Origin of the sequence: Pseudomonas sp. GZJR-8 (genome assembly GCF_002916705.1) — a bacterium.
Lineage (GTDB): Bacteria > Pseudomonadota > Gammaproteobacteria > Pseudomonadales > Pseudomonadaceae > Aquipseudomonas > Aquipseudomonas synxantha_A.
In genome coordinates this window covers 142,369-156,885 of sequence record NZ_JXSI01000013.1, presented here as the reverse complement: position 1 = coordinate 156,885, position 14,517 = coordinate 142,369, and the positions used below count along the sequence as shown (strand labels likewise).

The window sequence follows — 14,517 nt, the reverse complement described above, 5'->3', positions numbered from 1 at the left end:
CGTGCAATAAGAAAACTAAGGAAGGTCACCGTGAAAAAACGCAAGTCAGGGTTAACTACCGCCATCCACACCGGCCCGGGCTACCCGCTCAAGGCGCTGAGCTGCGTGCCATACGGCGCGTTGCTGTGTTGCCTGGCAAGCCTGGGAACCGCTCAGGCTGCACCCTATGTGGAAACCGGCAAGCTGGGTGATGCCGCCAGTTGGCGCAGCAACGAGTTCAAGGCCGACTGGGGCTTGGGCGCCGTGCATGCCGACACCGCGTATGCCGCCGGCTACACCGGCAAGGGCGTCAAGCTGGGGATCTTTGACCAGCCGGTGTATGCCCAGCACCCGGAATTCGCCAGCCCCGACAAGGTGGTGACGATTGTCACCGAGGGCATTCGCCAATATACCGACCCGTATATCCCGGTGAAGGCCGGTGATGCGTTCCGCTACGACGGCACGCCGTCCAAGGACTCCAACGGCAAGCTGGGTAACCACGGCACCCACGTCGGCGGCATTGCTGCGGGTAACCGCGATGGCGGGCCGATGCATGGCGTGGCGTTCAATGCGCAAATCCTCACCGCCGAAAACGGTGACCCGGGCCCGGAAGACGGGATTATCCTCGGCAACGATGGCGCGGTTTACAAGGCCGGCTGGGACGGGTTGGTTGCCAGCGGCGCACGCATCATCAACAACAGCTGGGGTATCGGCATCGGTGACCAGTACGCCAAGGGCGGCCGCGATCCGGCGTTCCCCAATTTCACCGTGAATGAAGCCCAGGCGCAGTTCAATACGATCCGGCCGATCCTCGGCACGATCGCAGGTGGTGCTTATCAAGGCGCCATCGACGCGGCCCGCAGTGGTGTGCTGACCATCTTTGCCGCCGGTAACGACTACAACCGCAACAACCCGGACGCGATTTCCGGCCTGGCGTATTTTGTGCCGGAGATTGCGCCGAACTGGCTGTCGGTGGCGGCATTGCAGCAGAACCCGGACACCGCCAGCCCTGATCCGTATGTGATCAGCACCTTCTCTTCACGTTGCGGCTATGCGGCGAGTTTTTGCGTGTCGGCACCCGGTACCAAGATCTACAGCTCGATCATCAACGGCACCGACCTGAACAACCTGACCACCGACTGGGCCAACAAAAACGGCACCTCCATGGCCGCCCCCCATGTGGCGGGTGCAGCAGCGGTGCTGATGGAGCGCTTCGAGTACATGAGTGGCGACCAGATCTCCACGGTGCTCAAGACCACGGCCACTGACCTCGGCGCGCCGGGTATCGACTCGCTGTATGGCTGGGGCATGATCAACCTGGGCAAGGCGGTCAACGGCCCGGGGATGTTTGTGACCGCCGAGGACATTCCTGCCGAGTTCCGCATTGAGGGCGCCTATGGCAGCGGCCAGTTCGTCGCGGACCTGCCGGGCGTCGGTGCGGTGGTGGACGCGGGCAAACCGACCCAGCGCATTTGCAACGACGTGCACTGCGGGCTGGATGTGTGGAGCAACAACATTTCAGGCCATGGCGGCTTGACCAAGCAGGGCATCGGCACCCTGGTGCTGGCCGGCGCCAACACCTACAGCGGCCCGACCCTGGTCAATCAGGGCTTGCTGGCGGTCAACGGTTCGGTCACCTCCGATGTCATCGTCAGCCAGACCGGCGTAATCGGTGGCTCGGGGCGTATCGGCTCGCTGACGGCAAATAGCGGCGGCGCCGTGGCGCCGGGCAATTCCATTGGCACCCTGAACGTGGCAGGTAATGTCACCTTCAACCCGGGCTCGACCTACGCTGTGGAATTATCGCCTACCAGCAGCGACCGTATCGTCGCCGGGGGTACCGCCACGCTCAATGGCGGCACCGTAACCCTGGCCCTGGAAAACAGCCCGACACTGTTGAGTGCAACCCAGGCCCAAAGCCTGATCGGCCGTCAGTACAACATCCTGCAAGCGGCGGGCGGTGTCACCGGCAGTTTTGGTGCTGTACTGCCCAACTATCTGTTTGTCGGCGGCACCTTGAATTACGCGGCGAACGGTGTGCAGTTAGACGTGACACGCACCAACAGCTTCGCCAGTGTTGCTGCTACACCGAACCAACGCGCCGTGGCCGCAGCCGCTGAGCAATTGGGTGCGGGCAATGGCGTGTATGAAAGCTTGCTGTTGGCACCGACGGCCGCTTCGGCCCAGGGCGCGTTCCAGCAACTGAGCGGTGAAGTCTATCCGGCGCTGCAAACTGCATTGGTCAATGACAGCCGTTATGTACGCGAAGCAGTGGGCGAGCGCCTGCGCAATGGCGAGATGGGCGCAACCAGCCAAGCCATCGACAGCCGTGGCAACGTCTGGGTCAAGGCCCTGGGCGCCTGGGGCAAGACCGACAGCCGCAGTGACACCGCTGGCTATAACACCTCCATCGGCGGGATGCTTGCCGGGGTGGACGGTGCCCTCGACGACGCCACGCGCATTGGTCTGGTCGCGGGTTACAGCGATACCTCGCTGAACATGGGCAGCGACACCCATAGCCGCGCCTCGGTCGACAGCTACCACTTCGGTGCTTATGCCGGGCATGAAATCGGCGCCTGGCGCCTGAGCGGTGGGGCGACCTACAGCTGGCACCGCGCCGATGTGAAGCGCGATCTGCAATACGGCGATGTCGCCGGCAAGCAAAAGGCCAAGGTCGATGCGCAGAGCACCCAGGTGTTCACCGAAGCGGCGTATCGCATCAACCTGCAACCGCTGGCCCTGGAGCCGTTCGCCAACCTGGCCTATGTGCACCTGGACACGGACAGCTTCAAAGAGAAGGGCGATGCCGCTGCGCTGAAAAGCGGCGACGACAGCCGCGACCTGGTGTTGAGCACCTTGGGTGTGCGCGCCTTGAAGACCTTCAACGTCAACGACCACCAGCAATTGGAAGTCTCCGGCACTCTGGGCTGGCAGCACAACCTGAGCAGCACCGATTCCGAGCAACACCTGGCGTTTGCCTCGGGTGGCCCGTCGTTCGCGGTCGAAAGTGCGCCGATGGTGCGGGATGCCGCACTGGTTGGGGCACGGGTCAGCCTGGCGTTGAGCAAGGATGCGCGGGTGAACTTTGACTACAACGGCCTGCTGGCCAGCAAAGAGAAGGTGCACGGCGTCGGCTTGAGCCTGGACTGGGCGTTCTAAAGGTCAGGTGTAGTTGGATGTGGAGAGGGAGCAAGCTCCCTCGCCACAGAAGCTCGCTCCTACAGTAGGTAACGGATAACAGGTGTTTTGGCTTTCTCTACAAATCCAACAACAGAGAGGCACTACCAATGGGTATCTTTGACTATAAAAACCTCGGCACCGAGGGTTCCAAAACGTTGTTCGCCGATGCGATGGCGATCACGATGTATTCCTACCACAACCTGGATAACGGCTTTGCCGTGGGTTACCAGAACAACGGCTTGGGCCTTGGCCTGCCGGCCACGCTGGTGAGCGCGCTGATTGGCAGCGGCAACGCCCAAGGCGTGATTCCCGGGATCCCGTGGAACCCGGATTCAGAAAAAGCCGCCCTCGACGCAGTGCAACAGGCCGGTTGGACCCCAATCAGCGCCAGCACCCTGGGCTATACCGGCAAGGTCGATGCCCGTGGCACCTTCTTTGGCGAAAAGGCTGCCTACGGTACCGCCCAAGTGGAAGTGCTGGGCAAATACGATGACGCCGGCAAACTGCTGGAAATCGGCATCGGCTTCCGTGGCACCTCGGGGCCACGGGAAAGCCTGATCACCGATTCCATCGGGGATGTGATCAGTGACCTGCTTGCTGCATTCGGTCCCAAGGACTATGCAAAAAATTACGCTGGCGAGGCGTTTGGCAACTTGCTCGGCAACGTCGCTGACTATGCCAGCGCCCAGGGCTTGAGCGGCAAGGATGTGGTGGTCAGCGGCCACAGCCTGGGCGGCCTTGCGGTCAACAGCATGGCGGATCTGAGCGGGAGCAAATGGTCAGGGTTCTACACCGATTCCAATTACGTAGCCTATGCGTCGCCCACCCAAAGCGCCGGCGACAAGGTGCTTAACGTCGGCTACGAAAACGACCCGGTATTCCGGGCGCTGGACGGTTCCTCATTCAACCTGTCGTCCCTGGGCGTACACGACAAACCCCACGAATCGAGCACCGACAATATTGTCAGCTTCAACGACCACTACGCTTCCGCACTGTGGAACGTGCTGCCGTTTTCCATCCTCAACCTGCCGACCTGGGTCTCGCACTTGCCCACCGGTTATGGCGACGGCATGACGCGCATCCTCGAGTCCGGCTTCTACGAGCAGATGACCCGTGACTCCACAGTGATCGTCGCCAACCTGTCCGATCCGGCACGGGCCAACACCTGGGTGCAGGACTTGAACCGCAACGCCGAGGCGCACAAGGGCAATACCTTTATCATCGGCAGCGACGGCGACGACCTGATCAAGGGCGGCAGGGGGGCGGACTTTATCGAAGGCGGCAAGGGTAATGACACGATCCGCGACAGCAGCGGGCATAACACGTTTTTGTTCAGTGGGCAGTTTGGTAATGATCGAGTGATTGGCTATCAGTCGACAGACAAGCTGGTGTTCAACGATGTGCAGGGCAGTCCCGATTATCGCGATCACACCAAGGTGGTGGGCGGGGATACGGTGATCAGTTTTGGCGCCGATTCGGTGACGTTGGTGGGCGTGAGCAGTCTGTCGGGGGAGGGGATTGTTATCGCTTAAGTTGGAATGCGGTTGAAAACTGTGGGAGGGGGCCTGCCCCCTCCCACATTTGATCGGTGTTGATTCGAAGATTAGTTTTCCTTGCGCACCGTGGCTACATCATCGGCCTTGATGCGAATGCGCTTGCCGGCGATATCGGTAAATTCATAGAAGCCGTCGGCTGTCTTGGCGTTGGGCGTGTCCTTGGTCAAATACTGCGTGCCATTTTGCAATGTCACTACCGTTTGCGTGGAGCAACCGGCCAATACCAGAAAAGTGAGTGCAACCAGCGGCAGACCCAAATTCTTCATGTTCATAACCCTTACCTTTAACCCTGAAAAGTCCCGCAGCGTCTGGCTGTGGGCTATAAATGTTACGCGATCAACTCCCTCATCTGATCGTTTTTTTGCAAAAAGTTGCAGGCGCCATTTATCTATTACCGATTGCAACAACGGCTTTGCATCGGCACTCTGTATGCATAACCAGTATTTGACTCCCTTGCGCCATGGCCAACCCCCTCGAAGACCCCTTGTATTACCTGCATAACTTCCGCCAGGTCCTGGCCTGGCTGGGGCAACGCTATGCCGATCTGCTCGATGCGGACGAACAGCATTTCATTCAGCAATTTGACAGGTTGCCCCAGGCGTCCCAGGCGTTATTGGTGCGCATGGTGATGCGCAAGGGTGTGCATTTTCGCGGCGCCAAGCTTAATTATGTGGAAATCGGCTGCCCCCATGCGGCAGCGGGCCCATTACGAGAACTGGGATGGGTGGATGACCAAAGCCCGCTGCCGTTTGCCACCTTGTTCGCCTTGCTGCAAAAGGGTGAAATCCTCGGCGCGTTCAGGCCCTGGATCGATCAGCCCAAGGGCAACAAGGCCACCTGGCTCGAACCGCTGGCGGCGCAGTTCAGCGAGCCGCGCAGTTTTGCTCAATGGTGCCCGGGCTTGGATGATGTGCTCTATAGCCTTACGGTCATGGCGTTGTGTGATCGCCTGCGCTTGATGTTCTTTGGCAACCTGCACCAGGACTGGTCCGAGTTCGTGCTGGCAGACCTGGGCATCTACACCTATGAAAAAGTCGAGATTTGCGCCGAGTCCCGCGGGTTACGCACGCGTGACGACGTGGTGGGGTTCCTGTTCCTGCACCAGTGCCAGCAAGCGTTTGAAGCCGGTGAGGCATTGGACACGCTGCTGGTGCAGATCGCCGGCCTGTGCACCGACAACCCCTGGCTGGAAAAACGCCGCGCCAAGCTGTTGTTCCAGATCGGCCAGTATTGCGAGCGCTGCGCCGAGCTTGCGCTGGCTGAACAGATCTACCTTGCCTGCGACTATCCCGGTGCACGTGCGCGGTTGATCCGGGTCGTTGAGCGTCAAGAGGATTACGCCCGAGCGCTGGCCCTGGCCACCGCAGCCCAGCAGGCCCCGGAAAGCGCCGCTGAACAACAGCACTTGCTGCGTGTATTGCCGCGCCTGCGCCGCAAACTCGGCGAACCGGCGTTGCCCAAGGCCAAGCCGCAAGCGGTTGCACGCCTTGACCTGGCACTCGCCCAGGCGCCGCTGATGTCGGTGGAATACTGCGTCCAGGCGCACCTGAACGAGCCCGAGGCACCGGTGCATTACGTGGAGAATGGGTTGATCAACTCGCTGTTCGGCCTGTTGTGCTGGGAAGCGATTTTCGCGCCACTGCCGGGCGCGTTCTTCCATCCGTTCCAGCGTGGGCCGGCGGACCTGCACAGCGAAGACTTCCATCAACGCCGCGAGGCGTTGTTTGCTGCGTGTTTCGAGCAACTGGGGGATGAGCGCTACAAGGCCACCATCCGCCAACGTTTTCTGGACAAATGGGGTATCCAATCACCTTTCGTGTTCTGGAACCTGCTCAGCGAAGAGCTGTTGGAGCAAGCCCTGGCCTGCCTGCCCGCCGAGCACCTGCGCCATTGGTTCACACGCCTGCTGCTGGATATCCGCGCCAACCGCACCGGAATGCCGGACCTGATCCAGTTCTGGCCTGCACAAAAAACCTACCGCATGATCGAGGTCAAGGGCCCGGGCGACCGCCTGCAAGACAACCAACTGCGCTGGCTGCAATTTTGCGGCGAGTACCAGATGCCGGTCACCGTCTGTTACGTGCGCTGGGCGGAGCAACCCGCTTGAGTTACAGCGTGGCCGTACGGGCGCTGTGTGAGTTCACGGCCAAGGTCGGCGACCTTGACCTGCGCTTTACCCCGTCGCCCAGCGCCCAGGAAGGTATCGTCGGCCACCGTACGGTGGCGTCCCGGCGTAGCGCGCACTACCAGAATGAAGTCGCCCTGGAGGGGCAATACCAGCAGCTCAACGTGCGGGGCAGGGCGGACGGCTACGACCCCGACGCCAACCGCCTTGAAGAAGTCAAAACCTACCGCGGCGACCTCTCTGCCCAGCCCGCCAACCATCGGCAACTGCACTGGGCCCAGGTCAAGGTGTATGGCTGGCTGATGTGCCAGAAGCTCGGCCTCGGCGAAATCGACTTGGCGCTGGTGTACTTCGATATCGTTGGCGAAGGCGAGACGCTGCTGAACCAACGTTTCGACGCGGCGCAGCTTGAGCGCTTTTTCAATCAGCAATGTGCGTTGTTCCTCGACTGGGCCCAATTGGAAATGCAGCACCGCGATAAGCGCAACAAGGCCGCCCAAGCCCTGGCATTTCCCCATGCCGATTTTCGTCCCGGGCAGCGTACGTTGGCCGAGTCGGTCTACAAGGCGGTCAGCACCGGCCGTTGCCTGATGGCCCAGGCGCCCACGGGCATCGGCAAGACCGTCGGTACCCTCTTCCCGATGCTCAAGGCGCTGGCGCCGCAGCAGCTGGACAAGGTGTTCTTCCTTACCGCCAAAACGCCGGGGCGCAAGCTCGCCCTGGATGCCGCCCAGGTGCTGTACGACAGCAGTCCGGATCTGCCGCTGCGTGTACTTGAGCTGGTTGCACGGGACAAGGCGTGCGAACACCTGGATAAAGCCTGCCATGGTGATTCCTGCCCACTGGCCAAGGGTTTTTACGACCGCTTGCCCGCCGCCCGCCAGGCCGCGTCCAGGGTTCGCCTGCTCGATCAGCGCAGCCTGCGCAGTGTGGCGCTGGCCCATGACGTGTGCCCGTATTACCTCAGCCAGGAAATGGCGCGCTGGGCCGACCTGGTAGTCGCCGACTACAACTATTTTTTCGACTTCGGCGCCCTGTTATTCGGCCTGGCGCAGTTGAACCAATGGCGTGTTGCGACGCTGGTCGACGAGGCCCATAACCTGGTGGAACGCGCCCGTTCGATGTACAGCGCCAGCCTCGACCAATACAGCCTCAAGACCTTGCGCGATACCGCGCCCGAGCCGCTGAACAAACCCTTGCAGCGCCTGAACCGCGAGTGGAACGCGTTGCACAAGGAACAAGTCGCGCCGTATCAGGCCTATGCCACCCGGCCCGACAAACTGCTACAGGCCCTGAGCCTGTGCACCAGCGCCATGGGCGACTACTTCAACGATCACCCCGAGTCCCTCAATGGAGACCTGCAAGCCTTCTACTTTGAAGCACTGCAATTTTCCAAGGTGGCCGAGCTATTCAACGAACACTTCATCTTCGACATCAGCAAGCGCCAGTTCAGTGGCAAGCGCAGTAGCTCGACCCTGTGCCTGCGTAATGTGGTGCCGGCCGAATTCATCCGGCCCCGATTGACGGCGGCTCGCAGCAGCGTGCTGTTTTCCGCGACCCTGAGCCCACGCCACTATTACGCCGATTTACTCGGGTTGCCGGCGGATACTGCCTGGGTCGATGTAGAGTCGCCGTTCAAGGCCGAGCAATTGCAGGTCAGCATCGTTGAGCGCATCTCTACACGCTTTGTGCACCGCCAGGCGTCGCTGGAACCTATTGTGGAATTGATCGCCCGGCAATTTGCCGAGCAGCCGGGCAACTACCTGGCGTTTTTCTCCAGCTTCGATTACCTGCAGCAAGTGGCGCAGTTACTCGCCGAGCGACACCCGCAGATTGCACTGTGGCTGCAGTCACGCGGCATGGCCGAGGCCGAGCGCCAGGCGTTCCTGGACCAGTTCACCCAGCACAGCCAAGGCATCGGTTTTGCGGTATTGGGCGGCGCGTTTGGCGAAGGTATCGACCTGCCGGGGGCGCGTTTGATTGGCGCTTTTATTGCCACCCTGGGCTTGCCGCAACTCAACCCGGTGAATGAACAGATCAAGGCACGCATGGGCGAGGTTTTCGGCGCGGGGTATGACTACACCTACCTGTATCCCGGCATCCAGAAGGTGGTGCAAGCGGCGGGGAGGGTGATCCGCAGCCAGCACGATCGCGGCGTGGTAATGCTGATCGATGACCGCTTTGGCGAGGCACGGGTTCGACAGTTGCTGCCGAGGTGGTGGGCGATCAATGTTTGACAGATTACGGCGATTCAAATGTGGGAGGGGGCTTGCTCCCGATTGCGGCGTATCTGCCAGCCAGTATGTAACTGACCCACCGCTATCGGGAGCAAGCCCCCTCCCACATTTGAGCGGTGGTGTTGCTTAGATTACTTCCAGGTAAGAACTGTGTATCGCCCGCGCCAACTCGCGCACGGTGTCGATAAAGTCCGTCAACCGGGCGTGCAGTCCATCTTCCAGAATCTCATCGATCCCGGTATACCGCAGCCTTGCTTCGAACTCCGCCGCCAGGCGCTGCGCCGTGCGTCCGTAACTGCCGGGCAAGTCGGCGAGGATATGGCTCAACTCTTCGATGCACGCGTGCAGCGAGCGCGGGACATCGCTGCGTAACAGCAGTAGCTCCGAGACCGAGCGTGCATTCAGGGCGTTGGGGTATAACTCGGTGTACGCCTCGAACGAGGACAGCGCACGCAGCAGGGCGCTCCACTGGTAATAACCGCGAGCCGACAAGTCGCTGACTTCTTCGGACTCTTCACCAAACATCTCATAGCGCGCATCCAGCAGGCGCAAGGTGTTGTCGGCGCGTTCGACAAAGGTGCCCAGGCGAATAAACCGGTAGGCGTCATTGCGCATGATGGTGCCCGAGGTCGCGCCGCGAAACAGGTGCGAGCGTTGCTTGACCCAGTCGCAGAAGTGGCTGATGCCATGCCGCGCCAGGCCGCCGGCGGCGATGCTGCGCATTTCCAGCCAGGTGGCGTTGAGGTTTTCCCACATATCGGCGGTGATGCGCCCGCGCACGGCGTGGGCATTGCCTCGGGCGGCGCGCAGGCAGTTGTAAATGCTGGCCGGGTTTTCTTCGTCCAGGGCGAAGAAGTGCAACATGCGCTCGGCATCCAGGGTCTGGTGACGCTCCAGGTAGCTGTCCAGGGTGCCGCTGCTGAGCAACGACATTGCCAGCTCATCCAGGCCATCGCTGCGCCCGGCCTGGGGCATCAACGACAGTGAATAACTGACTTCCAACATGCGCGCCAGGTTCTCGGCGCGTTCCAGGTAGCGCGACATCCAGTACAGATCAGCAGCGGTTCTACTCAACATACTCAGCCCTCCACCACCCAGGTGTCCTTGGTTCCGCCGCCTTGCGACGAGTTGACGACCAGCGAACCTTCCTTCAGCGCCACGCGGGTCAAGCCGCCCGGCACCAGGCGGGTTTCCTTGCCCGAGAGCACGAAGGGGCGCAGGTCGATATGCCGGGGCGCGATGCCGTTTTCGACAAAGGTCGGGCAAGTGGACAGGCTCAAGGTCGGTTGGGCGATATAAGCGTGGGGACGCGCCTTGATGCGCTGGCGAAAATCTTCGATCTCGGCTGCGCTGGAGGCGGGGCCCACCAACATGCCGTAGCCGCCGGAACCCTGGGTTTCCTTGACCACAAGTTGTTCCAGGTTGGCCAGCACATGGGACAGTTCATCGGGCTTGCGGCACTGGAAGGTCGGTACGTTTTGCAGCACCGGCTCCTCGTCCAGATAGAAGCGGATCATCGCCGGCACATAGGGGTAGATCGACTTGTCGTCAGCCACCCCGGTGCCGATCGCGTTGGCGAGCACCACATTACCCGCGCAATAGGCCGCCACCAGGCCGGGTACGCCGAGCATTGACTTGGGGTTGAACGCCTCGGGGTCAAGGAAGGCGTCGTCGATGCGCCGGTAGATCACGTCCACCGCCTTGGGGCCATCGGTGGTGCGCATGAATACCTTGAGGTCGTGCACGAACAGATCGGCGCCTTCGACCAGCTCCACGCCCATTTCCCGCGCCAGGAACGCGTGTTCGAAAAAAGCGCTGTTGAAGCGCCCAGGGGTCAATACCACCACATTGGGGTTATCGAGGCGGCTGGCGCTTTTCAAGGTCTTGAGCAGCAGGTTGGGGTAGTGGTCCACCGGCGCAATGCGTTGCTTGGCGAACACTTCCGGGAACAGGCGCATCATCATCTTGCGGTCTTCGAGCATGTAGCTCACGCCGCTGGGGGTACGCAGGTTGTCTTCGAGCACGTAATAGGTGCCGTCGCCGTCGCGTACCAGGTCGACACCGGAGATGTGCGAGTAAATGTCGCGGTGCAGGTCCAGGCCGACCATCGCCTTCTGATAGCCCTCGTTGCCCAGCACCTGTTCTGCCGGAATGATCCCGGCCTTGATAATGCGCTGGTCGTGGTAGATGTCGGCGAGGAACATGTTCAGTGCGTTGACCCGCTGGATACAGCCGCGCTCGATCAGGCTCCACTCACTGGCGGGGATGCTGCGGGGGATGATGTCGAAGGGAATCAGGCGTTCGGTGTCTTGCTCGTCGCCATACAGGGTGAAGGTGATCCCGGCGCGATGGAACAGCAAGTCGGCTTCACGGCGACGCTGGGCCAGCAGTTCCGGCGGCGTGTTGGCCAGCCAGCGGGAAAAATCCTGATAGTGGGCGCGGCATACGCCGTTTGCGTCATTCATTTCATCGAAGAAAGTTCGAGCCATTCCAGTACCTTGTCAGTGCCGAGGGTTTCCTGGGTGGCACTGCCGCTTAAAAAACGCATGTTCTTATGAGCCCGTGGCTGAGGGTGCCAACAGGCCTGGTCCTTACTTTCTTATGGAGTCGGCTCTGGGTCGCGGGGTAACGAATGCTCCTGTTTTCGGGTAGATGAATGGATAAAGCAAGGGATGTGCCGGAACGCACACAAGGTGGCAATTACCTGTGGCGAGCGAGCTTGCTCGCGCTGGAGTGCGCAGCGCTCGCGCTTTTGTGGGGGCCGCTGCGCAGCCCAGCGCGAGCAAGCTCGCTCGCCACAGAAGCGGGCTCACCACAAGGGGGCAGAGGGCGCCCTGACTTGGTGCGCAAGAAACTTGAACTTCATCCACGTCCGATTCTTCTAACGAGTCCCGTCACTTTGTGGAGCATCGTTGTGCCCCGAATCATCTCCCCAAACACGCCGGAAGCGGCCCTGACCGACCATAGCGAACACAACGCCAAGATCTTCGGCTCGCCCAAGGATCGCCTCGACTTCTACCGGCGCGAGATCCAGTACGAAACCAGCATCCTGGCCAACCGCACCGACGCTTACCTCACTGCGCAATCGTTTCTGGTGATCGCTTTCGTGTCCGGCATGGGCAACCTCAACCCGGAATGGGGCAAGCTGTTCACGCTGGTGGTGCCGGTGATCCTCGCCGCGCTGGGTATTCTCAGCTCGCTCAACGCCTGGCCTGGCATACGCGCGGCCTACCAGATCATTGATCACTGGCACTACAAGCAAAGCGAATTGCTGCGCAGCGAGCCGGTGATGGGCCTGGCCTACGATGAATCGCCGCTGTTTTCCGAAATGGAGTCCAGTCACAAGGGCTATCGCAAGTCGTTGCTGTTTTCCATGCGCGCGCCGTGGTTGTTCATGGTGTTCTGGCTGGTGTTGGGCATCTATGCGTTTTATATCCAGGTGGACAATCCACTGCGCTGAGCAATCGGACGGAACTTCACTGGGGCACGTGGCGCCTTAGCTTTACGCGGTAAAGATTTATCACCGGTCTGTGAAGAGGTATGCCATGTCTACATCCAACGATCCCCAAACCAGCAACCGCAATGACCCTGCCATCGATGGTGGCGAGCCCGCTCCGGGCACCGCTGCCGATGCGCCCAAGGACCCGACGCCTGCCAGCGACCCCAAGGCCAAGGAAAACGACTACAGTCCAGACTTCAAGCCTGAGCGCGAGCACAAGCCTGAAACCGATGCCGATATCGATACCCAAGGCGGTTAACGGAGACGGTCATGTCAAAAGAACTCGACGAAGAACTCAACGACCCCGGCAATGAAGATCCGGGTTCGCTGATGGATGATGCGCAAGTGCCGCTCAACGATCTGGATGAAGCGGCCGACGTCGGCAATACCGACAGTCAGGATTGATCCGGCGGCGGGCCAGAGGGATCGGTGAACTTGAACAGGAGATCTCCTTCCTGTGCTTGATCCAGTGAAACCTCCTGGCCCGGTACGCAGTTATCCATCACGCCAAGCGCGGCGCAGGATTCATTTTTTGTGCACGGCGCGTCGTTCGTACCACGCCAGCAAGGGCTGGGTGCTGAGGCCATGCACCATCACGCTCAGCGCGATCACCGAGAGGGTCAGGTTCACCGCCACGGCGCTGCTGGTACCTATCAGCCCATGGTTGAGCGCATAGAACAGGTAGTAGAGGCTGCCGATCCCGCGAATACCAAACCAACTGACCAGGCTGCGTTGCCGCCGATCCAGCAGGCTGCCCCAAGGCATCGCAAACACGCTGAGCGGGCGAACCACGCAGAACAGCAACACCGCCACCGCCAGCGCGCGCCAATCCCAATGGCTGACCAACACGATGCCCAATACGCTGACCAGAAACACCTCCATCGAGCGCTCGACCAGGCTGCCGAAAGCCAGCATGTCGCCCATCATCACGCCGGCGGCGATCTGGGTGTCCTTCAACTGGCTGAAGTCACCGTGCAGCGCCTGCTCGGGCTCGATCTCCAGATGGCCCACCACCGGCTGGGCCAGGTGCTCGGCCGGCGTTTGCGCATAACCGGTGGATTTGACCTCGGCCTGGCGCAGCCCCAGGCCCGCCGCAAACACCGACAAGAAGCCGTAGCCGCCGACCGCTTCAGCCGTCACATACGCCAGGGCAATCAGCGCGAGGGTGAGGTAGTCATTCGGTGACAGGGTGCTATCGGCATTGATCAAGCGCAGGCGCAGGGTGATACGGCCAATGCCGCGGCCCATCCAGTAACCCATCAACAGCCCGGCCGGTACCGCCCACAGCAGGTTCTTCAGCACCCAGCCGCCGAACCAGTCGCCGTCGAAACCGCCATGTTGCATGAACAGCAGGCCAAAAATCACAAAAGGAAACGCAGTGCCGTCGTTCAACCCTGCTTCGCCGGACAGGCCGAATCGCAACGCGTCATAGTCCTGGGCATTGTTGACCTGCACCAGGCCGGCCAGCACCGGATCTGTGGGCGCCAGCATCGCTCCCACCAGCAATGAAACGCCCCAGGTTAAATCGAACAGGTAGTGCAGCAACAGGCAGGTGCCGAGGATGGTCAGCAGCATCACCGGCCCGGCCATGCCAAAGGCGATGCGCCAGGTGCGGTGCTTGAGCGGCAGGCGCAGTTTCAAACCGCTGACAAACAGCGAAAACAGCACCGCCACTTCCGTCAGGTGCTCCATCCAGCGCGCTGAGCCCTTCACGTCCAGGTGCAACAAGTCCACGCCCAGCGGGCCAATGGCGATGCCCAGCAACAAGCACACCGCTGAGGTGGTCACCGGCATCCAGCGCAAATAGGAGGAGGTGAGAGCGAGGGTGAGCAGTACGGCGCCCAATACGGCCAGCCATAGAATGAAAGTCATCGTGCGTGTTCCAGGGCCGTGGTCTATGCAGGTTTGAGAACAGCGACCGGGAGGGGGTTCAATGTGATT

11 protein-coding genes are annotated in these 14,517 nt (G+C 61.0%); 7 read left to right on the top strand and 4 right to left on the bottom strand.

What is annotated here, in order from left to right; translation table 11 throughout:
* Window positions 1-30 precede the first annotated feature (30 nt).
* Window positions 31-3,138 carry an autotransporter domain-containing protein gene (locus TK42_RS22740; RefSeq protein ID WP_103735193.1) on the top strand — a complete coding sequence of 1,036 codons (3,108 nt, stop codon included), beginning with the start codon at window positions 31-33 and terminating at the stop codon, window positions 3,136-3,138.
* 128 nt (window positions 3,139-3,266) lie between these two features.
* Window positions 3,267-4,691, top strand: a complete 1,425-nt coding sequence (locus TK42_RS22735) for a lipase (RefSeq protein ID WP_103735192.1) — start codon at window positions 3,267-3,269, stop codon at window positions 4,689-4,691.
* Window positions 4,692-4,762: 71 nt separating this feature from the next.
* On the opposite strand, the gene TK42_RS22730 is transcribed toward TK42_RS22735, so the two are convergent.
* The gene (locus TK42_RS22730) at window positions 4,763-4,987 is read right to left on the bottom strand and encodes a YgdI/YgdR family lipoprotein (protein ID WP_005788446.1); all 225 of its coding nucleotides are present in this window, start codon (window positions 4,985-4,987) and stop codon (window positions 4,763-4,765) included.
* 188 nt (window positions 4,988-5,175) lie between these two features.
* Between TK42_RS22730 and TK42_RS22725 the strand changes: the two genes are divergently transcribed.
* Complete coding sequence (locus TK42_RS22725; protein WP_103735191.1) at window positions 5,176-6,822, top strand: VRR-NUC domain-containing protein; 1,647 nt, start codon at window positions 5,176-5,178, stop codon at window positions 6,820-6,822.
* Window positions 6,819-9,077, top strand: a complete 2,259-nt coding sequence (locus TK42_RS22720) for an ATP-dependent DNA helicase (protein WP_103735190.1) — start codon at window positions 6,819-6,821, stop codon at window positions 9,075-9,077. The genes TK42_RS22725 and TK42_RS22720 overlap by 4 nt, the downstream gene beginning before the upstream one ends.
* Window positions 9,078-9,203: 126 nt before the next feature.
* Here the strand turns inward: TK42_RS22720 and TK42_RS22715 are convergent, their stop codons facing one another.
* Together TK42_RS22715 and TK42_RS22710 are read right to left on the bottom strand one after the other, a co-directional pair.
* Window positions 9,204-10,154, bottom strand: coding sequence for an alpha-E domain-containing protein (locus TK42_RS22715; RefSeq protein WP_005788443.1), 951 nt, complete (start codon window positions 10,152-10,154; stop codon window positions 9,204-9,206).
* Between the two features lie 2 nt (window positions 10,155-10,156).
* The gene (locus TK42_RS22710; RefSeq protein ID WP_005788442.1) at window positions 10,157-11,566 is read right to left on the bottom strand and encodes a circularly permuted type 2 ATP-grasp protein; all 1,410 of its coding nucleotides are present in this window, start codon (window positions 11,564-11,566) and stop codon (window positions 10,157-10,159) included.
* Window positions 11,567-11,991: 425 nt separating this feature from the next.
* Here TK42_RS22710 and TK42_RS22700 point away from each other — a divergent pair, with 425 nt between their 5' ends.
* The 3 genes from TK42_RS22700 (at window position 11,992) to TK42_RS27210 (ending at window position 12,981) form a co-directional block, all read left to right on the top strand.
* The gene (locus tag TK42_RS22700; RefSeq protein WP_032803895.1) at window positions 11,992-12,537 is read left to right on the top strand and encodes a hypothetical protein; all 546 of its coding nucleotides are present in this window, start codon (window positions 11,992-11,994) and stop codon (window positions 12,535-12,537) included.
* Window positions 12,538-12,622: 85 nt separating this feature from the next.
* Window positions 12,623-12,835, top strand: a complete 213-nt coding sequence (locus tag TK42_RS22695) for a hypothetical protein (RefSeq protein WP_032875270.1) — start codon at window positions 12,623-12,625, stop codon at window positions 12,833-12,835.
* Between the two features lie 11 nt (window positions 12,836-12,846).
* Window positions 12,847-12,981 (top strand): hypothetical protein, encoded by a 135-nt coding sequence (locus tag TK42_RS27210; RefSeq protein WP_005788437.1) that lies wholly within the window; start codon window positions 12,847-12,849, stop codon window positions 12,979-12,981.
* Window positions 12,982-13,101: 120 nt separating this feature from the next.
* Here TK42_RS27210 and TK42_RS22690 read toward each other — a convergent pair whose 3' ends face one another.
* A complete protein-coding gene (locus TK42_RS22690) occupies window positions 13,102-14,448 on the bottom strand; it encodes a sodium:proton antiporter (protein ID WP_103735188.1) in 1,347 nt (448 codons plus the stop codon).
* Window positions 14,449-14,517 lie beyond the last annotated feature (69 nt).

Coding starts and splice junctions, on each gene's coding strand:
- TK42_RS22710 (WP_005788442.1), bottom strand. CDS start 11,566: ATGGCTCGAACTTTCTTCGATGAAATGAATGACGCAAACGGCGTATGC.
- TK42_RS22725 (WP_103735191.1), top strand. CDS start 5,176: ATGGCCAACCCCCTCGAAGACCCCTTGTATTACCTGCATAACTTCCGC.
- TK42_RS22730 (WP_005788446.1), bottom strand. CDS start 4,987: ATGAACATGAAGAATTTGGGTCTGCCGCTGGTTGCACTCACTTTTCTG.
- TK42_RS22735 (WP_103735192.1), top strand. CDS start 3,267: ATGGGTATCTTTGACTATAAAAACCTCGGCACCGAGGGTTCCAAAACG.
- TK42_RS22695 (WP_032875270.1), top strand. CDS start 12,623: ATGTCTACATCCAACGATCCCCAAACCAGCAACCGCAATGACCCTGCC.
- TK42_RS22715 (WP_005788443.1), bottom strand. CDS start 10,154: ATGTTGAGTAGAACCGCTGCTGATCTGTACTGGATGTCGCGCTACCTG.
- TK42_RS22690 (WP_103735188.1), bottom strand. CDS start 14,448: ATGACTTTCATTCTATGGCTGGCCGTATTGGGCGCCGTACTGCTCACC.
- TK42_RS27210 (WP_005788437.1), top strand. CDS start 12,847: ATGTCAAAAGAACTCGACGAAGAACTCAACGACCCCGGCAATGAAGAT.